The following is a 21,059-nucleotide window of genomic DNA, read 5'->3' on the forward strand; positions in this document are numbered from 1 at the left end:
GAAGTGAACGTTGGCCTGAAGGGAAAACAGAGTGATGTCGTTCGATGTGCTGACCATGGGCCGTTCAGGGGTGGACGTGTATCCGCTCCAGACCGGAGTGGGGCTTGCGGACGTCACGTCGTTCGGCAAGTACCTCGGCGGCAGCCCGACGAACGTGGCGGTGGCCGCGGCTCGGTACGGGCGTTCCGCGGCAGTGATCACGAAGACCGGCCGGGACCCGTTCGGCGACTTCGTCCGCACGGCGCTCGACGGCTACGGCGTGGACACCCGCTACGTGGGGACGTCGGGGATCGCCCCGACCCCGGTGACGTTCTGCGAGATCTTCCCGCCGGACGACTTCCCGCTCTACTTCTACCGGCTGCCGAAGGCGCCCGACCTGGACATCCGCCCCGACGAGCTGGATGTGGCGGCGGTCCGCGGGGCCTCCGTGTTCTGGGTGACGGGCACCGGGCTGAGCGAGGAGCCGAGCCGCTCGGCGACGCTCGCCGCCCTGGAGGTCCGGGCGAAGTCCGGGACGACCGTGTTCGACCTGGACTGGCGGCCGATGTTCTGGGCCGACCCGGCCGAGGCACGCTCGTACTACCGGGAGGCGCTGCGGCACACGACGGTCGCGGTCGGCAACGTCGACGAGTGCGAGGTCGCCACCGGTGAGCGCGAGCCGTACGCGGCGGCGAAGGCGCTGCTGGCGGCCGGGGTGGAGCTGGCGGTGGTGAAGCAGGGCCCCAAGGGCGTGCTGGCCATGGACCGGGACGGCTCGGCCACGGAGATCCCGCCGGTGCCGGTGGACGTGGTGAACGGCCTGGGTGCCGGTGACGCCTTCGGCGGCGCCCTGTGCCACGGGCTGCTGTCCGGCTGGGACACCCGCCGCGCGGTGTCCTTCGCCAACGCGGCCGGTGCCATCGTCGCCGGCCGGCTGTCCTGCTCCGACGCGATGCCGACCGAGGCCGAGGTCGACGCCAAGCTCGACGAGGTGACCACGGGTGTCTGAGAACCTGAACCGGATCGTGGACGCACGGGTGAAGAACCCCGGCGCGGTCGCGACCGCCGCCGAGCGCCGGGTGAAGGCGGACTCGGTGCTGGGTGAGCACGGCAAGGCGATGATCATCGCCGCCGACCACCCGGCGCGCGGCGCCAACGGCGTCGGCGGCGACCCGAACGCCATGGCCGACCGCGGTGAACTCCTCGACCGGCTGTGCGTCGCGCTGGAACGTCCCGGTGTGACGGGCGTGCTGGGCACGGCGGACATCCTGGAGGACCTGCTGCTGCTCGGCGTGCTGGACGGCAAGTCCGTGTTCGGCTCCATGAACCGGGCGGGCCTTGCGGGTTCGGTCTTCGAGATCGACGACCGCTTCACCGGCTACGACGCCGAGACGATCGCCGCGATGGGCTTCGACGGCGGCAAGATGCTCACCCGCATCGCCCTAGGCGACCCGGCGACCCCGTCGGTCCTGGAGAACACGGCCCACGCGGTGAACGAGCTCAACGACCGCGGACTGATCGCCATGATCGAGCCGTTCCTGTCCGAGTGGCAGGACGGGAAGATCCGCAACGACCTGTCGACGGACGCCGTGATCAAGTCGGTCACCATCGCGTCCGGGCTCGGCCGCCGCACCGCCTACACCTGGCTGAAGCTGCCGGTCGTACCCGACATGGAGCGGGTCCTCGCCTCCTCGACGCTGCCGGCGCTGCTGCTGGGCGGCGAGGTGCGGGACGCGGAGGCGGCGTTCGCGTCCTGGGGCCGGGCGCTGAAGCAGCCGACCGCACAGGGTCTGGTCGTGGGCCGTTCCCTGCTCTACCCCGCGGGCGGCGACGTGGCCGGCGCGGTCGACAAGGCGGTGAGCCTGCTGTGAGCACCAACAAGTACCACCTGCCGAAGGGGACTTCGGCTGACGGACCCTACGACCTCCTGGTCACGCCCGAGTCGGCGGGCTGGGGATACTCCGGCCTCAGGATCCTGACCCTGGGGCCGGGCCAGACACACGCCCTGTCCACCGGGGACAGCGAGTTCCTGGTCCTGCCGCTGACGGGCTCGTGCACCGTCACCACGGACGGCAGCACCTTCGAACTCGCCGGCCGGACGGGCGTGTTCGCCTCGGCCACCGACTTCGCGTACCTTCCCCGCGAGTCGACGGCCGTCATCGGCAGCGCCTCCGGCGGGAGGTTCGCGCTGCCCTCGGCCCGTACCGGGCGCGGTGGCCTCCCCGCCCGGTACGGTGCCCGGGAGAACGTGCCCGTCGAACTGCGCGGGGCCGGCGCCTGCTCGCGGCAGGTCAACAACTACTGCCTGCCCGGCACCTTCGACGCCGAGCAGCTGCTGGTGTGCGAGGTCCTCACCCCCGGCGGGAACTGGTCCTCCTATCCCCCGCACAAGCACGACGAGGCCCGCACCGACGCGGACGGCACCCCGGTCGAGTCGGAGCTGGAGGAGATCTACTACTTCGAGGTCTCCGGCGACGACAACGGCTTCGGCTACCAGCGGGTCTACGGCACCCCGGAGCGGCCGATCGACGTGCTCGCCGAGGTCCGCTCCGGCGACACGGTGCTGATCCCCCACGGCTGGCACGGCCCGTCCATCGCCGCCCCGGGCTACGACCTCTACTACCTCAACGTCATGGCGGGCCCGGGCCAGGACCGCGCCTGGCTGATCTGCGACGACCCCGCCCACGGCTGGGTCCGTACGACCTGGGACGCCCAGGACGTCGACGACCGGCTGCCCTTCGGAGAAGACCGATGAAGAAGACCGTACGACTGACCACCGCGCAGGCGCTGGTCCGCTTCCTCGCCGCCCAGTACAGCGAGCGCGACGGCCAGGAGCAGCGCCTGATCCCCGGCGTGTGGGGCATCTTCGGCCACGGGAACGTCGCCGGCATCGGCCAGGCCCTCCTCCAGGCCGCCACCACCGGCGAGGCCGACCTGCCCTACTACCTCGCCCGCAACGAACAGGGCATGGTCCACGCCTCGGTGGCCTACGCCAAGATGCGCGACCGCCTCGCCACGTTCGCCTGCACCGCCTCCACCGGTCCCGGCTCGACGAACATGATCACGGGTGCGGCGCTGGCCACGACCAACCGCATCCCGGTCCTGCTGCTGCCCTCCGACATGTTCGCCACCCGCGCCGCCGACCCGGTCCTCCAGCAGCTGGAGGACACCCGCGGCGGTGACGTCACCGTCAACGACACCTTCCGCGCGGTGTCCAAGTACTTCGACCGCGTCCAGCGGCCCGAGCAGCTGATCCCGGCCGCGCTGGCGGCGATGCGGGTGCTGACCGACCCGGTCGAGACCGGTGCCGTGACCCTGGCCCTGCCGCAGGACGTGCAGGCCGAGGCGTACGACTGGCCCGTCGAGTTCTTCCGGCGCCGGGTCTGGCACGTGGGCCGCCCGGTGCCGGAGCCCGCCGCCGTCGAGCGGGCCGCCGCGCTGCTCCGCAACGCGAAGAAGCCGCTGATCGTCGCGGGCGGCGGGGCGGTGTACTCCGGCGCGGAGACCGCGCTGCGCGCCTTCTCGGAGGCCACCGGCATCCCGGTCGCCGACACCCACGCGGGCAAGGGCGCCGTCCCCTGGGACCACCCCTACGCGGTCGGCGGCATCGGCTCGACGGGGTCGTACGCGGCCAACGAGCTGGCGCGCGAGGCCGATGTGGTGCTGGGCATCGGCACCCGGTACTCCGACTTCACCACCGCCAGCCACACGGTGTTCGCCAACCCCGACGTCACCTTCGTCAACCTCAACGTGGCCCGCCTGGACGCGGTCAAGCACTCGGCGGAGCCGCTGGTCGCGGACGCCCGCCTCGGTGTCCAGGCCCTCGCCGGGGCCCTCTCCGACTGGGAGGTCGAGGAGTCCTACCGCCGTCGCAGCCGTGAACTCATCGCCCGCACCCGGGAGATCGAGGACGCCTGCTTCAACGTCGGCCACTCCCCGCTCCCGGCCCAGACGGAGATCCTCGGCGCGCTCAACGACGTCCTGGACGACCGCGCGGTGGTCATCAACGCGGCCGGTTCCATGCCCGGTGACCTCCAGCAGCTGTGGCGGGCCCGCGACCCGAAGGCCTACCACGTCGAGTACGCCTACTCCTGCATGGGCTACGAGGTCGCCGCCGGCGTCGGCGCCAAGATGGCCGACCCCTCGCGCGAGGTCGTCGTGCTCGTCGGTGACGGCTCCTACCTGATGATGGCCCAGGAGATCGTCACCATGGTCTCCGAGGGCCTGAAGGTCGTCATCGTCCTGGTCCAGAACCACGGCTTCGCCTCGATCGGCGCCCTCTCCGAGTCCCTCGGCTCCCAGCGCTTCGGCACCAAGTACCGCTACCGCGACGGCGAGTCGGGCCGGCTCGACGGCGACGTCCTGCCCGTCGACCTCGCCGCGAACGCCTCGTCCCTGGGCGCGGACGTCCTGCACGCCGCCTCCGTGGAGGAGTTCCGCTCCGCGATGGAGAAGGCGAAGGCCGCCACCCGCACCACCGTCGTGCACGTCGAGACCGACCTCTACGGCCCGAACCCGCCCGGCCACGCCTGGTGGGACGTGCCGGTCAGCCAGACCTCCGCCCTCGACACCACCCGCACCGCGTACGAGACCTACGCCGCGAACAAGCGCGCCCAGCGGCACTACCTGTAAGGACACCCCCCTGTGAACACCATCCCGCACTGGATCAACGGCACCGCCGTGTCCGGCACCGCCACACAGCCGGTCTTCAACCCCGCCACCGGCGCCGAGCAGGCCCGTGTCGTCCTCGGGGCCGGCTCCGAGATCGACGCCGCCGTCCAGGCCGCCACCGCCGCGTTCGAGACCTGGCAGGACTCCTCGCTCTCGCAGCGCGTGCAGGTCATGTTCAACTTCCGCCAGCTGCTGGTGGAGCACGAGGAGGAGCTCGGCCGGATCATCTCCGCCGAGCACGGCAAGACCGTCGACGACGCCCGTGGCGAGATCACCCGCGGCCGTGAGGTCGTCGAGTACGTCTGCGGCCTCGGCGACGTGCTGAAGGGCTCGTTCTCCGACCAGGTCTCGCGCGGTGTGGACGTGCACAACTTCCGCCAGCCGCTCGGTGTCGTCGCGGGCATCACGCCGTTCAACTTCCCCGCGATGGTTCCGCTGTGGATGCACCCGGTCGCCATCGCCACCGGCAACACCTTCATCCTCAAGCCGTCCGAGCGCGACCCCTCCGCCGCCAACTTCGTCGCCGAGCTGTACAAGAAGGCCGGCCTGCCCGACGGCGTCTTCAACGTCGTGCACGGCGGCAAGGACGCGGTCGACGCGATCCTCGCCCACCCCGGCATCGAGGCCGTCTCCTTCGTCGGCTCCACGCCCATCGCCAAGTACGTCCACGAGCAGGCCACCGCCCACGGCAAGCGCGTCCAGGCTCTGGGCGGCGCGAAGAACCACGCCGTCGTGCTGCCCGACGCCGACCTGGAGTTCGCCGCCAACCACATCACCGCCGGCGCCTACGGCTCCGCCGGCGAGCGCTGCATGGCCGTCTCCGTGGCCGTCGCCGTCGGCGACGCCGCCGACTCCCTCGTGGAGATCCTCACCCGCAAGGCGAACGAGGTGAAGGTCGGCCCCGGCGACGTGCCCGGCACCGAGATGGGCCCGCTGGTCACCAAGACCGCCCAGGAGCGCGTCGAGAACGCGGTGGGCACCGCCGCCGCGCAGGGCGCCACCGTGGTGGTCGACGGCCGCGGCCTGAAGATCGACGGGCACGAGGACGGCTTCTTCACCGGTCCCTCCCTCCTCGACCACGTCACCACCGAGATGGACGCCTACAAGGAGGAGCTCTTCGGCCCCGTCCTCGCCGTCGTCCGCGCCGAGAGCCTCGACCAGGCCATCGACCTCATCAACGCCAACCCGTACGGCAACGGCACCGCGCTGTTCACCGGCTCCGGTGAGGCCGCCCGCCGCTTCCAGCGCCGTATCAAGGTCGGCATGATCGGCATCAACGTGCCGGTGCCGGTCCCGATGTCCTACTACTCCTTCGGCGGCTGGAAGGACTCCCTCATCGGCGACTCCCCCGTGCACGGCCCCGAGGGCATCCGCTTCTACACCCGCCCCAAGGTCGTCACCACCCGCTGGCCCCAGCCCGCCCAGCAGGTCAGCGCCGGCTTCAACTTCCCCACCTCCAGCTGACCCGCGCAGCCCATGAGAAAGCCGCCCCTCGTGAGGGGCGGCTTTCTCATGGGCCCGCTCGTCCGTCAGCCGGCCGCCAGGTCGGACGGGTGCTGGGCCAGCGGGGTGACCTCGATGCTCATGTAGGGGAACAGCGGCAGGTTCCACAGGAGTTGGTGCAGGGCCTCGTTGTCGGCGACGTCGAAGACGCTGATGTTGGCGTACTGGCCGACGCATCGCCAGATGTGCACCCACTGACCCGACTTCTGCAGTTCCCGGCAGTAGGCCTTCTCACGGACCACCAGGTCCCCGCGGACCCCGGGATCGAGGTCACGCGGGATGTCCACGTCCATCCGTACCGCGAAGAGCACGTCGCATCAGGCCTTGTCGAGAACGAAGTCGTAGGTGACCTCGTTGCCGGTGCCGGACGCGGCCGGCGTCGGGGCGAGGATCAGCTCGGGCTTCACCGCGGTCGCGATGTCGTTGTCGACGTACTCGCCGCCCTTGAAGTACAGCTGGGTGGTGATCAGCTGGTAGTCGGGCGCCGACACCTTCAGGTGCAGGTGGGCGGGGCGCCAGGGGTGCCAGCCGGCCGCCGAGATCAGACTCCCGCACGCACCGTCGGTGGGAATCTGGTAGGGCGCGGGCTGGATCGTGTCGATCCAGAAGTGGCCGGTCGCGTCGGCGACGACGGTGCCGCGCAGGTTCCACTCCGGCAGGTTCGGGGCGAACTGGGAGTAGAAACCGGCGTCGTCGGCCTGCCAGATCTCCACCTTCGCGCCGGACAGCGGCGTGCCGCCCACCGCGGTCACCTGGCCCTGGAACAGCAGCGGGGTGCCCGCCTCGTCGTCCCGCCGCGGCAGCGTGGCCTCGGCCGGCAGCGCGGGGGCGTCCGGCACGTAGTAGGGACCCTCGATCGTGCCCTTGCTGCCCTCCCGGCTCTCGCTCGCGACCTCCTCGACGACGTGCTCCAGCCACACATCCAGGAAGAGCGGCCACTCACCGTCCGCGCCGACCTGGATGAGCCACGACTTCAGGGCGTCGTACTCGGCATAGGTGACCTTCTGCTCACGGATGATGCCGTGGGCGGCGGTCAGCAGGGCGGTGACCAGGCTGTCGACACGCTGCGTGTCACTGCCGGCGCCCTCGGCGCGCTGCTTGCTGCGGAACTGCTCCGTCGCGGCCGCGCCGGAAGCCGCGGCGGTGGCCTGCTCGGTGATGATGTCGGTCATGTCTCTTCCGTTCTTCGTCGTTGAAGCGGGTCAACGGTCCTGGCGGTAACGGGCGAGCTTGTGCTCGTCGACGGTGATGCCGAGTCCTGCTCCTTCGCGCACACGCAGGGTGCCGTCCGCGATGACCAGGGGTTCGGCGAGCAGGTCGTCGGTCATGTCCAGGAAGTTGGACAGCTCGCCCGCGTAGTGCGAGCTGGAGCGGTGGGCGGCGCCGAAGGCCACCGTGCACAACGTGCCGATCTGGCCGTCGATCTGATTGCCCATCACCACCGGCACGCCGAGTCCCTCGCACTCGTGCAGCACGCGCTGGGAGGCGGTGAAGCCGGTGCGGGCGGTCTTGATGCTGACGGCGGTCGCGGAGCCGCCGAGGATCTCGCGGGTCACCTCGGCCGCCCGGGTGGCGCTCTCGTCCGCGATGAAGGGCACCGGGCAGCGCTCGACCAGCCAGCGCCGGCCGAGCACGTCGTCGGCGGGACAGAGCTCCTCGGCGAACAGGAGGCCGAGATCGGCCATCTCCCCGAGCGCACGCGCCGACTCGGCCGCGGTCCAGCCCCGGTTGCCGTCGATGTACAGGTCGGCGTCAGGGAACGCCTCGCGCAGGGCACGGCAGGCCGCGACGTCGTCGCCGTAGGGGCGGCGGCCCACCTTCACCTTGAACGTGGTGATGCCGTAGGTGTCACGGATGCGCCCGGCCTCCGCGACCATCTGAGCGGCCGGGGCGAAACCCACCATGTGACTGACCCGCATCCGGTCGGTGTAACCGCCGAGCAGGCCCGACACCGGCATGCCCGCGGCCTGGCCGAGGATGTCCCACAGAGCCATGTCGAGGGCGGCCTTGGCCGTCGGGTTGCCGACGGTCCGGTCCAGACGGGCGTGGATCTCCTCGCGCTCCAGCGGGGTCAGGCCCAGGATCTGCGGGGTGAAGATCTTGTCGATCACCGCGACGATCGACTCCTGGGTCTCCCCGTAGGTGTACGGCCGCGGAGGTGCCTCCGCGATGCCCACCAGGCCCTCGTCGGTGTGCACCCGCACCAGGACGTGATCGGCGGTGTGCACCTCGCCGCTGGCGAACCTCAGCGGCTTGGCGTAGGGGATGGCGAAGGGGATGGCCTCCACGCGGACGATCTTCATGCCACTCCTTCGAGGAACACGTCGTTCTGCTCCAGCACCGCCAGCAGGTTCCGCAGCAGCGGGGACTCGTCGTCCGCGCGCCACGCCAGGTCCAGCCGGACGCTGAGGGCGTCCTCGATCTCCTTGCACAGCACGCCCTCGCGGGGCGCGGAGCGGATCGAGTCGGGCAGGACGGCGATGCCGAGGCCGGCGGCCACCAGGGCCAGGGCGGCGGAGGTCTCGGTGACCTCGTAGGCCTGGTGCGGGTAGAAGCCGGCGGCGAGGCAGCTGCGGGCCACGGCGTCGTTGACGACGGAGCCGAGGGTGACCCCGTACACGATGAAGTCCTCGTGCCGAAGTTGCTCGACGCGGACCGTGTCCGCCTCGGCCAGCCAGTGCTGTTCGGGTACGGCGACCACCAACGGCTCGGCGGCGATGGGGCGGTGGGCGATGCCCTCCTGGCGGACCGGGGGGCGCAGCACGCCGATGTCGAGGCGGCGTTCCAGCAGGCCGGCCTCCTGCGCGGGGGTCAGCATCTCGGTGTGCACCTCCATCATCACGTGCGGCAGCTCGCGCTTCACCAGGCGTGCGAGTACGGGTAGTTGTCGGTACGAGGCGGATCCGGTGAGCCCGATCCGCAGCACCCCCTCCGCGCCGGACGCGAAGCGCGCCACCCGTGCGGTCGCCTCGTCGACGGCCTTGAGGATGCGCTCCACGTCGGTGCGGAACACCTCGCCCGCACCGGTCAGGGAGACCTGGCGGGTGGTCCGGCTGAACAGCTCCACGCCGAGTTCCGATTCCAGCCGGCGGATGGCCTGGGAGAGCGGGGGCTGTGCCATGTGGAGTTGTTCCGCGGCCCTGCCGAAATGGCGGGTCTCGGCCACGGCCGCGAAATACCGGAGATACCTGAGTTCCATCGGATCGCCCCTTCTCTTTCCGGGGCCCTCGATGCGTCTCAGCGTAGGGAGGACCTCCCTTATCCCACAAATACCTGGTTCCACGCTATTGAGACGTCCGCGATATCAATACCCCCCTGGGTCAACCCTGGCGAAATGCCTGGGGCCGGTTCTTCACGGGACTGCCATGGTGTCGAAAAGCGGCCGTAACGCGCCGTTGCCGCCCGGACGGCCCGGGTGGCGGTGACATCAGCGGAGGGACGGGACCATGGCGGAGGACCACGGCCGTGCGCGGGCCATCCTCGAAGACGCCCTCGTGGAGGACGCGGACAGCGGTGTGTACCGGGTCCGGCGCAGCGTCTTCACCGACGAGGAGCTCTTCGAGCTGGAGATGAAGCACATCTTCGAGGGGAACTGGGTCTACCTCGCGCACGAGAGCCAGGTCCCGGAGGTCGGGGACTACTTCACGACCTACATGGGCCGGCAGCCCGTGGTCGTCTCCCGCGACAAGCAGGGCGAGCTGCACCTGCTGATCAACGCGTGCAGCCACCGGGGCGCGATGCTCTGCCGCCGCAAGACCGACAACCGGACCACCTTCACCTGCCCGTTCCACGGCTGGACCTTCAACAACAGCGGCAAGCTGCTGAAGGTGAAGGACCCGCGCGAGGCCGGATATCCCGAGCAGTTCGACAAGGACGGCTCGCACGACCTGAAGAAGGTCGCCCGCTTCGAGAACTACCGCGGCTTCCTCTTCGGCAGCCTCAACCCGGACGTCAAGCCCCTCAAGGAACACCTGGGCGACGCGGCGGTCGTCATCGACATGATCGTCGACCAGTCGCCTCAGGGCCTGGAGGTGCTGCGCGGCTCCTCGACGTACCACTACGACGGCAACTGGAAGCTCCAGGCGGAGAACGGCGCCGACGGCTACCACGTCTCCGCGACCCACTGGAACTACGCGGCCACCCAGGCCCGCCGTACCTCCGGCGAGTCCAAGAACGACACCAGGACCATGGACGCGGGCGGCTGGTCCAAGCAGAAGGGCGGTTTCTACTCCTTCGACCACGGCCACCTGCTGCTGTGGACGAAGTGGCTGGACCCGGCGAACCGACCGCTGTTCGACCAGCGCGACGAGCTGGCCGAGCGGTTCGGCGCGGAGAAGGCCGACTGGATGATCGGTGTCTCCCGCAACCTCTGCCTGTACCCGAACGTCTATCTGATGGACCAGTTCAGCTCGCAGATCCGGCACTTCCGGCCCATCTCGGTGGACAGGACCGAGGTCACGATCTACTGCATCGCCCCCAAGGGCGAGCCGCCCGCGGACCGGGCCCGGCGCATCCGTCAGTACGAGGACTTCTTCAACGCCACCGGCATGGCCACCCCGGACGACCTGGAGGAGTTCCGCTCCTGCCAGAAGACGTACCTGGCCGACTCCATGCCGTGGAACGACCTCAGCCGCGGGGCCGTGCACCAGCTCGCGGGCCCCGACGAGGACGCGAGGAAGATCGGCATCAACCCGGTCGCCAGCGGTGTGCGCACCGAGGACGAAGGGCTCTACCCCATCCAGCACGGCTACTGGGCAGACACCCTGCGCAAGGCACTGGAGGACACGAAGTGAGCACGGCGACCGAGCAGATCACGCTGGAAGGCGTGCGCCAGTTCCTCTACCGCGAGGCCCGCCACCCCGACGACCGCGAGTTCGAGAAGTGGCTGGAGTGCTACCACCCGGACGCCGAGTTCTGGATACCGGCCTGGGCCGACGACGACGAGCTCACCCGGGACCCGCAGACGGAGATCTCCCTGGTCTACTACCCCAGCCGGGCCGGCCTGGAGGACCGCGTCTTCCGCATCCGCACCGACCGCTCCAGCGCCACGAGCCTGCCGGAGCCGCGCACCGGCCACAACATCACCAACGTCGAGATCACGGACCGCGACGGCGACTTCCTGGACGTCCGCTTCAACTGGTTCACGCTCTACTACCGCTACCAGACGGTCGACACCTACTTCGGCACCTCCTTCTACCGCCTCGACGTCTCCGGGCCCGAGCCCGTGATCACGCAAGAAGGTCGTCCTGAAGAACGACTACGTGCACCACGTCGTCGACATCTACCACGTCTGACCGGCCCGAAATGAGCACCCTCATGCCCACCCAGTCCTTCCAGGTCGCCCTCAACTTCGAGGACGGCGTCACCCGGTTCGTCGAGTGCCGGCCGGACGAGACCGTCGCCGAGGCCTCCTACAAGGCCCGCATCAACATCCCCCTCGACTGCCGTGACGGTGCCTGCGGTACCTGCAAGTCGCTGTGCGAGTCGGGTTCCTACGACGGCGGCGACTACATCGAGGAGGCGCTGAGCGACGACGAGGCGGAGTCCGGCTACTGCCTGCCCTGCCAGATGACCCCGCGCAGCGACCTGGTGCTGAGCGTCCCGGCCTCCGCCGCCTCGGCGAAGACCGGACCGTCGGCGCACGCCGCCACGGTCGCCGGCATCCGGCGGCACTCGGCCACCACCGTCGAGTTCGCCCTCGACGCCGACGACCGGGACGCGCTGGACTTCCTCCCCGGCCAGTACGTCAACATCGCCGTGCCGGGAACGGACCAGGCCCGCTCGTACTCGTTCAGCTCGGGGCCCGCGCAGCGCCGGATCTCGTTCCTGGTGCGGACCGTGCCGGGCGGTGCCATGTCCGGCTACCTCGCCGACCGGGCCCAGGTCGGCGACCGCGTCGAGTTCACCGGCCCGATGGGCAGCTTCTACCTGCGCCAGGTCACCCGTCCCCTCCTGCTGCTCGCGGGCGGCACGGGCCTGGCCCCGCTGCTGTCGATGCTGGAGGAGACGGCCCGCAAGCCGTCGGGGCAGCCGATCCACCTGCTCTACGGCGTCACCACGGACCAGGACCTGGTCCACCTCGACACCCTGGAGGACTACGCCGAGGTCATCCCGGGCCTCACCTTCGACCACTGCGTCGCCGACCCCGCCACCACGGCCCGCAACAAGGGCTTCGTCACGAACCTGATGGACGCCTCGACGCTGCACGACGGTGACGTGGACATCTACCTGTGCGGTCCGCCGACCATGGTGGAGGGGGTCCGCAAGCACGTCGCCGAGCTCGGGGTGAGCCCGGCGGGCTTCCACTACGAGAAGTTCACGCCGGCACTCGCCCGCGTGGGTGCGGAGGCCGCGTGAGCACGCCCGACGGCCGTTTCGCCGGCAAGCGGGCCGTCGTCACCGGCGCCGCCCAGGGCATCGGCCTCGCCGTCGCCCGCCGGATGGCGTCGGAGGGCGCGGCCCTGCTGCTCGTCGACCGCTCGGAGCTGGTGAAGGAGGCGGCCGAGGAGATCGGGGCGCGGGCGGTCACGGCCGACCTGGAGGGCTACGCCGGCGCCGAGGAGACCGTCGCGCACGCGGTGGAGCGGCTCGGCGGGGTGGACGTCCTGGTCAACACCGTCGGCGGTGCGATCAACTTCAAGCCGTTCACCGAGTTCACCGCGGACCAGATCCAGGCCGAGGTGAGCCGCTCGCTGATGCCGACCCTGTGGTGCTGCCGGGCCGTGCTTCCGGTCATGGTCGGACAGGGCGGCGGGACCATCGTCAACGTCTCGTCGGCGGCCACCCGCGGCATCCACCGCATCCCGTACTCCGCGGCCAAGGGCGGGGTGAACGCCCTCACCGCCTCCCTGGCCCTCGAGTACGCGGACGCCGGCGTCCGGGTGGTCGCGACCGCCCCCGGCGGCACCGAGGCTCCGCCGCGCCGTATCTCCCGCGGCACGCCAATCCCGCGGAACGAGCGCGAGAAGGCCTGGTTCCAGGCCCATATCGACCAGACGCTCGGCTCCTGCCTGCTCAAGCGCTACGGCACTCTCGACGAGCAGGCGGCGGCGATCTGCTTCCTGGCGTCCGACGAGGCGTCGTACATCACGGGCACGGTACTGCCGGTCGCCGGCGGAGACCTGGGGTGACCAGCGCCTTCGGTGTTAGCGTGCTGGTTCATGACTGACCGCTCCGGCCCAGAGGCCCGCCTGATCGGGCGGCGGGACGGGATCGCCGCGCTGACCCGGGCGATCGAGGCCGCACTGGCGGGGCGGCCGGGGCTGGTCCTGGTGGACGGCCCGGCGGGCATCGGCAAGACGGCTCTGGTCGAACACGTCCTGCGGCTGCCGTCGGCGGCCTCCTGCGTCGTGGAACGGGTCACGGGGGTCTCCTGGGAGTCGGACCTGCCCCTGGCGGTGGCCCGGCAGCTGATCCGGTCCGACTCCCCCGGCACGCTGTCGGAGACGGGGCAGGAGCTGCACCGGCGCTGGTCGTCCCGGCAGGAACGGGACCCGCTGGTGGTCGTCGTCGACGGCGCGCAGTGGGCGGACGTGGAGAGCCTGCGCGCGATCCGGTCCGCCGTGCGGCGGATGCGGCACGACCGGGTTCTCGTCGTCCTCGTCGCCCGCTCCACCCTGAGCGAGGTGACGGACGAGAGCCAGGAGGTACCGGCGTCCGTCCTGTCCGGCATGGAGTTCCTGGACGGTCTGCGGGACCACGCGGTCCGGCTCGTCGCGTTCACGCCGGAGGAGACCCGGCTGCTGGCCCGGGAGACCTGCGGTGTCACCCTGACGGTGCCGGCCGCGCGGCAGCTGTGCCGGCACACCGGCGGAGTCCCCCGCCACATCGAGCAGCTGCTGCGCGAACTGCCGCCCGAGACCTGGCAGGACTGGCAGCCCGAACTGCCCGCGCCCGGCCGCTACTCGGCGGCGGTACGGCACCGGCTCGCCCGGTGCGCCCCGGCCACCCGGGCGCTCGTCGAGGCGTGCTCCGGCCTGGACGACGCCACGCTCACCGAGGTGTCCGCCCTGGCGGGCCTCGACGATCCGCTGCCCGCCGTGGACGAGGCCCGTGCGACGGGGCTGCTCACGGCCGCGGTGGAGCCCGGACGGCTGCTGCTGGCCTTCACCCACCCCCTGGTCCGGGCCGCCGTCCGCGGCGGACTCGGCCTGTCCCGGCGGGCCGCGCTGCACCGCGCCGCGGCGGGCCTCACCGAGGACCGGGGCCGCCGTCTCGCGCACCGGGTCGCCGCGAGCACCGCCCCGGACGGCGCGCTCGCGGCGGAACTCGACCGGTACGCGGCGCAGCGCGCCGCGGCGGGCGAGTGGGCCTCGGCGGCCGAGGCCCTGGTGCGGGCCAGCCGCCTGAGCGCCGCCGGACCCGAGCGGGAGAACCGTCTGCTGCGCGCGGCGGAGGCCATGATCGGCGCCGGTGACGTGCCGCAGGCCGCGGTGTTCGCCGCGGAACTGGAGAGTTTCGCCCCGAGCACCCTGCGCGAGGTCGTCCTCGGCTACCTGGCGATCATGCGGGGCCGGCCCGCCGAGGCCGAGACCTTCCTCACCAGCGCCTGGGACCGCTGCGACACCCGGCACCGCCCGGACCTGGTGGCCAGGATCTGCCAGCGCCGGGTGCTGCACGCCCTGGGCCGCTGGGACGGCCCCGAACTGGTCTCCTGGGCCCGCCGGGCGCTGGAGCTCGCGGACCCCGACGACCCCTCCGCCGTCGAGTCGGAGGCCGTCCTGGGCCTCGGTCTGGCCGCCGCGGGCCGCACCCGGGAAGCGGTCCAGGCCTATGAGGCGGCTGCCGCCCGGATGCCCGGCGGAGCCCAGCCGCAGCGGTTCCAGCTGGGCCGGGGCTGGATCGAACTGGCCCTGGACGCACCCGAGTCGGCGCGCCGCAGGCTGGAGGCGGCGGTACCGACCGGCTACCGGATGGGCTCCACCCGGATCTCCCTGTGGGCGCAGGGCTGGCTGGCCCGCACCCAGTTCGCGCTGGGCGCCTGGAACGAGGCGCTGGAGACGGTGCAGCAGGCGGCCGCGCGGCTGGCCGAGGCGAGGATCGAACTGGTCCGGCCCACGGTGCACTGGACCGCCGCCCAGATCCACGCCCTGCGCGGCGACTGGGACGCCGCCGAGCACCACCTCCGGGAGGCCGCCGCCGCTCCGCACCACTACGAGGTGATGCTGGTGCCCGCCTGCCTGGCCCGGGCGCAGGTCGCCGAGGCCCGCGGGGACTACGCGCGGGTCCTGGACGCCCTCGAACCCGTCGTCCAGCTGCCCTCGCGCGCCTCGATAGACGAACCGGGGTTCTGGCCCTGGCAGGACGTGTACGCCAACGCCCTGGTGATGACCGGCGAGCTGGACGAGGCCGACGCGTTCCTGACGCCGTACGAGGAACTGGCCGCCGAACGGGGGCACCGCTCGTCGTCGGCCCGGCTCGGTCTGGCCCGCGGACGGCTCACCGGGGCGCGCGGTGACACCGAGGCCGCCCGTGACCGGTTCGAGGAGGCGCTGGCCCGGCTGGAGGGGCTTCCGCTGCCGTACGACCGTGCCCGGGTGAACTTCGCCTACGGGCAGACGCTGCGCCGGGCCGGGAAGCGCCGTGAGGCGGACGCGGTGCTGCACCACGCCCGGGACCTGTACGCCACGCTCGGCGCGCTCACCTACGTGGCCCGCTGCGACCGGGAGCTCCAGGCCGGCGGTCTGCACGCGGCCCGGCTCGCACCGGGACTGGCCCGGCTCACTCCGCAGGAGCGGGAGGTGGCACGGCTGGTGGCGGCGGGCGCGACCAACAAGCAGACGGCGCTGGAGCTGTACATCTCCGTCAAGACCGTCCAGTACCACCTCACCCATGTCTACGGGAAGCTCGGCGTCCGCTCGCGCAGCGAACTGGCCGCCCGTTTCCGGGAGTCGGTGGGGTAGGCCGCGGTGCCGTCGGCGGGTTCCGGGCGCGGGCCGGGTGGTCCACGGGCGGGCCGCCCGTGGACCACCGGGTGTCAGCGGGACGGGTCGGTGCGCTGCCAGGCGTTGGTGAACGCGTCCACCGGGTCCTGGCCTCCGTGCCCCCACGGGACCGGGGTGACCACGCCGCCGATGGCCTCGAACACCGGGGCGGCCAGGGACGTCTGCTTGGCCGCGAGCAGCGCGAAGGCCAGCAGGTTGAGGTCGCGCAGCGCCTCGGCGTGCTGGAGGTGGCCGGGGCGCGACCAGTGGGTGAGCCCCTCGCTGAGCACGCCGTCCACCTCGTGTCCGGACCAGAACTGGTCGGCCATCAGGGCGTTGAGGCCGCCCTGGGCCAGCAGCCGGAAGTAGCGGTCGACGAGCGAGACCAGCGGCAGGGCCACCGTCGGTGCGGTGGCGGGCGCGCTGGACCGCACCTGGTCGACGAATTCCATGGCCTGGGCGTGGGAGCCGCATTCGTCGGCCGACAGGTAGCCGAACATCTGCACGTGCGCCTCGCGGTGCCAGGGGTCGCGCGAGACGATCTCGTCCCAGACCGGGAACACCTCGTCGGTGGGCCGGCGCCACTGGCGCAGCAGCCCCAGCTGGGCGACCCAGGGGCTGGGGTCGGACGGATCCAGCCGGGCCGCCTTGCGGCAGGCGTCCAGGGCGGCGGAGACCTCGGCGTAGGAGAGCGGGGTGCGCGCGCCCCGTGTCATCGCCCCCCAGGCGTACAGGTTCATGGCCTCGGCACTGTCGGAGGCCTGCTGGGCCCAGGACTCCTGAGCGCCGGGCCGGGTCATGGAGGCCAGGACGGCCAGCCGGTGCGAGCGGCGGTCCCAGTCCCGGCCGGTCTCCTTGAGGAGCCGTTCCACGAGCGGCCCGACGACGGGGCGGGCGCGTGCGTTGTTCCTGACGTCCAGCTGGCGGCAGACCTTGCCGAGGTCGACATCGTCGAGTTCCGGGGCGAGACGGGGAGTTGCTCTTCTACGTCGGTTGAATATCACGGTTCCGGTGGCAGGTCCGATCGGGCGGAGTGGGCGGTACGGGGGACGGGTCCGGGGACCGGGTGCTGCGGACGGGGCGGGGCGGACCTGGTGCCGGCTCGGTGCGAGCGAGCGGTCCACCCGGATCGGGCCGCCCGGCCCCGTCCGGTCGGCCGGTGTCAGCCGGCGTCGATCTCGGTCGTGCCCAGCTTCTGGTAGACGTCGGGACGCCGGTTGCGCAGGCGCAGCGCGGCGACCAGGCCGATCACGAAGACGACCGGGGTCAGGGCGGCCAGGGTCAGGTTGACGCCGTCCCCGGCACCGGTCAGCAGGTCCAGGCGCTTGACGACCATCGTGGTGCCGGTGGCGAGCAGGACCGCCGCGGCGGCCGGCGCGATCAGCGTGCGCCAGGAGCTCTCCCCGCGCTGGGGCGGGTTGCGGCGGAAGAAGACCACGACGGCGACGGCGGCCAGCGTCTGGAGGGTCATGATGCCCACGATCCCCGGGGTGTTCACCCAGAGGAAGAACTCCGAGTAGGGGTCGACACCGCTCAGCACGAACACGGCGACCACGATGGCCGCGAGGACGGACTGGACGACGCCCGCGATCCACGGCGAGCCGTGCGAGAGGTGGACCCGGGCCAGCGGGGCGGGGAAGACCCGCTCGGCGGAGAGCGCGTAGCAGTAGCGGGTGATCGTGTTGTGGAAGGCGAGCAGGGCGGCCAGGAGGCTGGTCACGATGAGGATGCGCTGGACGTCGGACGCCCATCCGCCGACGTACTTGTCCATGGCGACGAAGAACAGCTCGGAGGGGTTCTCGGCCGCGGCGGCGACGACCCGGTCGCTGCCGAACGCCTGGATGATGATCCACGAGATGAAGGTGTAGAACAGCGCGAGGAAGGCGACGGCGACGTAGGTCGCCTTCGGGATGGTCCGGTCGGGGCGGCGGGCCTCCTCGCGGTAGATCACGGTGGCCTCGTAGCCGATGAAGGCCGCCGCGGCGATGAGCACCGGGGCCACCATGTCGCCGGTGAACACGTGGGCCGGTGCGAACGAGTCGAAGGTCAGGCCGGAGGCTCCGCCGTCGATCAGCACGGCCGCGGCGAGCAGCACCAGGATGGCCGTCTCGGCGATGAGGAGGGCCGCGAGGACCTTGGCGCCCAGGTTGATCGAGCGGAACCCGAGGAACCAGACGATGACGATGCCGAGGAACCCGTAGACCGGCCAGGGCAGATCGATGCCGGCCATGTCGTTCAGCGTGGTGGCCGAGAAGAAGCCGAAGGCCCCGTACATGCCGATCTGCATGGCGTTGTAGGAGAACGCGGCGAGGTAGGCGGCGCCGACGCCCGCGGGGCGGCCGAGGCCTCGCGCGATGTAGGAGTAGAAGGCTCCCGCGTTGCGGATGTAGGGGGTCATGGCGGTGAAGCCCACCGAGAACAGCAGGAGGGTCACGCCGACCGCGAGATAGCTGGCGGGCGCTCCGATGCCGCCCAGGAGGATGGCGAGCGGTGCCACTCCGGCCATGACGGTGAGCGGGGCCGCGGCGGCGACCACGAAGAACACGATGTCGCTGACGCCGAGCAGGTTGCGCTGCAGGTGCGCGCCGGCCTCCGCATCGACGCCCGCTGCCGAAGGGGGAGCCGGAGGCACGTAGTTGTGGGTCATGAGGGTCTGTCTCCACGAGGGGCGAGTGGGTCACCCGGCGACCGGGGGGCCTCGATCTCGTGGACACGGCTGCCGGGCGACGGTGGGTCTGTCGGTCACTGGTGCCGTGGGCGGCGGGCCGTGGACGGGGTGGGCGGGCCCTGGAGCGCGACCGGTGTGCGGCCGCGCTGCAGCACACCACAGGGCGAACCGTGCGCCCCGGGCACCAAACTGAAAGGCATTCAGTACGGCTAATCTAAGGACATCACAGCCCGTGGGGAAGTCTTTACTGAATGGCATTCGGTAACGATCCGCTAACGCCGGGTGTCCGCGGAGGGGGAGGCCGCGCGCCACCTCCCCCCGGACTCAGCCGAGCCGGACCGAGAAGGAGCCCGATGGGACGCCCCAGGACGCCGTTGCTGGATCGCGCCGTCATCGGCAGAGCGGCCCTGCGACTGGCCGACCACGAAGGCTCCCTGACCATCCCGGGACTCGCCAGATCCCTGGGGGTGGCCCCGTCCGCCCTCTACCACCACGTGCGGGGCCGGGACGAGATCATCGCGCTGATGCGTGAGGAACTGCTGCGCGAGACCGGTATGGAGGAGCCCTACTCCGGCACCTGGGAGGAGGTCCTCGACCAGTGGGCCCGGGCCTACCTCAACGGCTTCGCGGCGCACCCGGGCGCGATCCCGATCCTCGCCGTGGCACCGCTCTCCGAGACGTTCATGCACACGGTCTACGACAACGTCGCGCGGACCCTCTCCGACGCCGGGTTCCCGCTCCCCCAGGTCATGCCCCTCATCACCGCCCTGGAGAGCTTCGTGCTCGGCTCGGCCCTGGACCTGGTCGCGCCCGCGGTCATGCTCTCGATGGTCGACCACGACTCCGCCCCGTACCTGAGCGCCGCGCTCGACAGCACCCCCGGCGGCGAGCACCGCGCCACCCAGGCCTTCGAGGCGGGCCTGCGGGCGATGCTGAAGGGGTTCGCGGCCGTGCTGGACGATGCCGCCTGAGCGAACCGGACCGGGTCCGACCACCGCCCGGCGCCGCGCCGGCCGCGGCTCTCCGGAGAAGGGCACGGTGCCCGGGTCACGCCGACGGGGCCCGCGACATCGGCCACCGGCCACCGGCCCCGTGCGCGCGGCCTCGCGCCTGCGACGCGGCCGATGACCTCGTCCCGGTGCCCGGCCGGTCCGGCGACGCCGGCCGGTTCGACGCGGCTACCCGGCCGCGGCCGGTAGGGCGCCGCTGTCGTGGGCCGCTCGGCGGGCCGTGTCCACGGCGGCCTTCTGGTGGGGCGCGAGCGGTTGCTCCGGGGACTCGTCCATACCGGCGAACGGGTCGGTGACCAGGCCGCTCACGTCCAGCAGGGCGCTCAGCGTCTGTGCGCCGCAGAACGGGACGTGCAGCGGGGAGTAGCCGCCCTCCTGCGCCAGCACGAGCCGGCCGCCGCAGAGTTCGCCGGCCACCTCCAGCAGGCGCCGGGTCAGGGTCGCGAACGCGGTGGCCGACAGCGCCATCCGGCCGTTCGGGTCCAGACCGCCGGCGTCGAACCCGCACGCGACCGCGACGAGGTCCGGGCGGAACGCCCGCAGCGCGGGCTCCACGACGGTGTCGAAGGCGTACTCGTACGCGCCCCGTCCGCTGCCAGCGGGCAGCGGGACGTTGACCGTGGTGCCGACGGCGTCGCCGGTGCCGGTCTCGGCGACCGTGCCCGAGTCGTGCGGGTAGAGCCGCTCCTGGTGCAGGGAGATCGCGAGGACGTCGGGGTCGTCGTAGAAGATGCTCTGCGTGCCGTTGCCGTGGTGGACGTCCCAGTCGACCACGGCGACCCGGCGCAGCCCCTGGTCGGCGCGTGCCTTGAGGAGGGCGATGGGCAGGTTGGCCAGCAGGCAGTAGCCGCGGGCGCGGTCGCGCTCCGCGTGGTGTCCCGGCGGGCGGACGAGGGCGTACGCCGTGTCGACGTCCCCCGCGGTGACGGCGCGCACCGCCTCGGCCACGCCTCCCGCGCTGAGCACGGCGGTGTCGTAGGCGCCGGGCCCGAACCCGGCGAAGTCCCCGAGTTCGCCGCCGCCGGCCGCGGAGAGCCGCTCGAAGGCGTCGAGGTAGCCGGGGTCGTGGGCACGCAGGAGGTCCGCGCGCTCCAGGTCGAGCGGGGTGAGGGGACGGGTCAGGGCCAGCAGGCCCGACTTGGCCAGGAGGCCGAGCAGCCGGCGCCGGGGGGTGGGGGTCTCCAGTTCGGCGCCGGGTTCGATGTCGCCGCCCACGGCGACGACGGACTGGTGCCAGAAGTACTGCTCGTGGCTGACGAAGCCCACCCGGCGGGCGGCGCCGCTTCGGTCGTTGTGCATGGTTCT

18 protein-coding genes are annotated in these 21,059 nt (G+C 71.8%); 11 read left to right on the top strand and 7 right to left on the bottom strand.

Translation table 11 applies throughout. The features are described from left to right. Window positions 1-34 precede the first annotated feature (34 nt). The 5 genes from iolC to ACZ619_RS35360 are packed head-to-tail and all read left to right on the top strand — an operon-like array spanning window position 35 to window position 6,114. Window positions 35-988, top strand: coding sequence for a 5-dehydro-2-deoxygluconokinase (iolC, locus tag ACZ619_RS35340; protein ID WP_469607922.1), 954 nt, complete (start codon window positions 35-37; stop codon window positions 986-988). Further along, entirely contained in the window at window positions 981-1,850 is an 870-nt protein-coding gene (locus tag ACZ619_RS35345; protein ID WP_469607923.1) for a Cgl0159 family (beta/alpha)8-fold protein, read from the top strand. The genes iolC and ACZ619_RS35345 overlap by 8 nt, the downstream gene beginning before the upstream one ends. After that, window positions 1,847-2,734, top strand: a complete 888-nt coding sequence (gene iolB / locus ACZ619_RS35350) for a 5-deoxy-glucuronate isomerase (RefSeq protein ID WP_469607926.1) — start codon at window positions 1,847-1,849, stop codon at window positions 2,732-2,734. Before ACZ619_RS35345 ends, iolB begins: the two co-directional genes overlap by 4 nt. Beyond that, window positions 2,731-4,611: a 3D-(3,5/4)-trihydroxycyclohexane-1,2-dione acylhydrolase (decyclizing) gene (gene iolD, locus ACZ619_RS35355; RefSeq protein ID WP_469607928.1), complete on the top strand. Its 1,881-nt coding sequence runs from the start codon at window positions 2,731-2,733 to the stop codon at window positions 4,609-4,611. Before iolB ends, iolD begins: the two co-directional genes overlap by 4 nt. A gap of 12 nt (window positions 4,612-4,623) precedes the next feature. Continuing rightward, window positions 4,624-6,114 carry a CoA-acylating methylmalonate-semialdehyde dehydrogenase gene (locus ACZ619_RS35360; RefSeq protein WP_469607931.1) on the top strand — a complete coding sequence of 497 codons (1,491 nt, stop codon included), beginning with the start codon at window positions 4,624-4,626 and terminating at the stop codon, window positions 6,112-6,114. 65 nt (window positions 6,115-6,179) lie between these two features. Here ACZ619_RS35360 and catC read toward each other — a convergent pair whose 3' ends face one another. From catC to ACZ619_RS35380, 4 genes are read right to left on the bottom strand one after another with little or no spacing between them, the layout of a single operon-like run. Continuing rightward, window positions 6,180-6,464, bottom strand: coding sequence for a muconolactone Delta-isomerase (gene catC / locus ACZ619_RS35365; RefSeq protein ID WP_469607934.1), 285 nt, complete (start codon window positions 6,462-6,464; stop codon window positions 6,180-6,182). A 6-nt stretch (window positions 6,465-6,470) separates the two neighbouring features. Beyond that, complete coding sequence (catA, locus tag ACZ619_RS35370; RefSeq protein ID WP_469607935.1) at window positions 6,471-7,325, bottom strand: catechol 1,2-dioxygenase; 855 nt, start codon at window positions 7,323-7,325, stop codon at window positions 6,471-6,473. 30 nt (window positions 7,326-7,355) lie between these two features. After that, window positions 7,356-8,456 (bottom strand): mandelate racemase/muconate lactonizing enzyme family protein, encoded by a 1,101-nt coding sequence (locus tag ACZ619_RS35375; protein WP_469607937.1) that lies wholly within the window; start codon window positions 8,454-8,456, stop codon window positions 7,356-7,358. After that, the gene (locus ACZ619_RS35380) at window positions 8,453-9,352 is read right to left on the bottom strand and encodes a LysR substrate-binding domain-containing protein (RefSeq protein ID WP_469607940.1); all 900 of its coding nucleotides are present in this window, start codon (window positions 9,350-9,352) and stop codon (window positions 8,453-8,455) included. Before ACZ619_RS35380 ends, ACZ619_RS35375 begins: the two co-directional genes overlap by 4 nt. Window positions 9,353-9,599: 247 nt before the next feature. Here ACZ619_RS35380 and benA point away from each other — a divergent pair, with 247 nt between their 5' ends. Genes benA through ACZ619_RS35405 form a run of 5 tightly spaced genes read left to right on the top strand, consistent with a single transcriptional unit; the run spans window position 9,600 to window position 16,055 of the window. Next, complete coding sequence (gene benA, locus ACZ619_RS35385; RefSeq protein WP_469607943.1) at window positions 9,600-10,946, top strand: benzoate 1,2-dioxygenase large subunit; 1,347 nt, start codon at window positions 9,600-9,602, stop codon at window positions 10,944-10,946. Beyond that, window positions 10,943-11,461, top strand: coding sequence for an aromatic-ring-hydroxylating dioxygenase subunit beta (locus ACZ619_RS35390; RefSeq protein ID WP_469607944.1), 519 nt, complete (start codon window positions 10,943-10,945; stop codon window positions 11,459-11,461). The genes benA and ACZ619_RS35390 overlap by 4 nt, the downstream gene beginning before the upstream one ends. 8 nt (window positions 11,462-11,469) lie before the next feature. Continuing rightward, on the top strand, window positions 11,470-12,510 hold the full coding sequence (benC, locus tag ACZ619_RS35395; RefSeq protein ID WP_469607946.1) for a benzoate 1,2-dioxygenase electron transfer component BenC: 1,041 nt from the start codon (window positions 11,470-11,472) through the stop codon (window positions 12,508-12,510). After that, window positions 12,507-13,283 carry a benzoate diol dehydrogenase BenD gene (gene benD / locus ACZ619_RS35400; protein WP_469607949.1) on the top strand — a complete coding sequence of 259 codons (777 nt, stop codon included), beginning with the start codon at window positions 12,507-12,509 and terminating at the stop codon, window positions 13,281-13,283. The genes benC and benD overlap by 4 nt, the downstream gene beginning before the upstream one ends. Window positions 13,284-13,313: 30 nt before the next feature. Next, complete coding sequence (locus ACZ619_RS35405; protein WP_469607951.1) at window positions 13,314-16,055, top strand: helix-turn-helix transcriptional regulator; 2,742 nt, start codon at window positions 13,314-13,316, stop codon at window positions 16,053-16,055. Window positions 16,056-16,129: 74 nt separating this feature from the next. On the opposite strand, the gene ACZ619_RS35410 is transcribed toward ACZ619_RS35405, so the two are convergent. Next, the gene (locus ACZ619_RS35410; RefSeq protein WP_469607953.1) at window positions 16,130-17,080 is read right to left on the bottom strand and encodes a tetratricopeptide repeat protein; all 951 of its coding nucleotides are present in this window, start codon (window positions 17,078-17,080) and stop codon (window positions 16,130-16,132) included. A gap of 158 nt (window positions 17,081-17,238) precedes the next feature. Continuing rightward, window positions 17,239-18,723 (bottom strand): APC family permease, encoded by a 1,485-nt coding sequence (locus ACZ619_RS35415; RefSeq protein WP_469607955.1) that lies wholly within the window; start codon window positions 18,721-18,723, stop codon window positions 17,239-17,241. A 374-nt stretch (window positions 18,724-19,097) separates the two neighbouring features. Here ACZ619_RS35415 and ACZ619_RS35420 point away from each other — a divergent pair, with 374 nt between their 5' ends. Then, window positions 19,098-19,715, top strand: a complete 618-nt coding sequence (locus ACZ619_RS35420) for a TetR/AcrR family transcriptional regulator C-terminal domain-containing protein (RefSeq protein WP_469607958.1) — start codon at window positions 19,098-19,100, stop codon at window positions 19,713-19,715. Between the two features lie 207 nt (window positions 19,716-19,922). Here the strand turns inward: ACZ619_RS35420 and ACZ619_RS35425 are convergent, their stop codons facing one another. Then, window positions 19,923-21,053: a class II histone deacetylase gene (locus tag ACZ619_RS35425; protein WP_469607960.1), complete on the bottom strand. Its 1,131-nt coding sequence runs from the start codon at window positions 21,051-21,053 to the stop codon at window positions 19,923-19,925. Between the last annotated feature and the right edge of the window lie 6 nt (window positions 21,054-21,059).

It is taken from the genome of Streptomyces sp. NPDC104367 (assembly GCF_055583825.1).

Excerpts from the sequence above, each read along its gene's own strand:
- iolC (WP_469607922.1), top strand. The coding sequence starts at position 35 with ATGTCGTTCGATGTGCTGACCATGGGCCGTTCAGGGGTGGACGTGTAT.
- iolD (WP_469607928.1), top strand. The coding sequence starts at position 2,731 with ATGAAGAAGACCGTACGACTGACCACCGCGCAGGCGCTGGTCCGCTTC.
- catA (WP_469607935.1), bottom strand. The coding sequence starts at position 7,325 with ATGACCGACATCATCACCGAGCAGGCCACCGCCGCGGCTTCCGGCGCG.
- ACZ619_RS35375 (WP_469607937.1), bottom strand. The coding sequence starts at position 8,456 with ATGAAGATCGTCCGCGTGGAGGCCATCCCCTTCGCCATCCCCTACGCC.
- ACZ619_RS35380 (WP_469607940.1), bottom strand. The coding sequence starts at position 9,352 with ATGGAACTCAGGTATCTCCGGTATTTCGCGGCCGTGGCCGAGACCCGC.
- benA (WP_469607943.1), top strand. The coding sequence starts at position 9,600 with ATGGCGGAGGACCACGGCCGTGCGCGGGCCATCCTCGAAGACGCCCTC.
- benC (WP_469607946.1), top strand. The coding sequence starts at position 11,470 with ATGCCCACCCAGTCCTTCCAGGTCGCCCTCAACTTCGAGGACGGCGTC.
- ACZ619_RS35405 (WP_469607951.1), top strand. The coding sequence starts at position 13,314 with ATGACTGACCGCTCCGGCCCAGAGGCCCGCCTGATCGGGCGGCGGGAC.
- ACZ619_RS35415 (WP_469607955.1), bottom strand. The coding sequence starts at position 18,723 with ATGACCCACAACTACGTGCCTCCGGCTCCCCCTTCGGCAGCGGGCGTC.
- ACZ619_RS35420 (WP_469607958.1), top strand. The coding sequence starts at position 19,098 with ATGGGACGCCCCAGGACGCCGTTGCTGGATCGCGCCGTCATCGGCAGA.
- ACZ619_RS35425 (WP_469607960.1), bottom strand. The coding sequence starts at position 21,053 with ATGCACAACGACCGAAGCGGCGCCGCCCGCCGGGTGGGCTTCGTCAGC.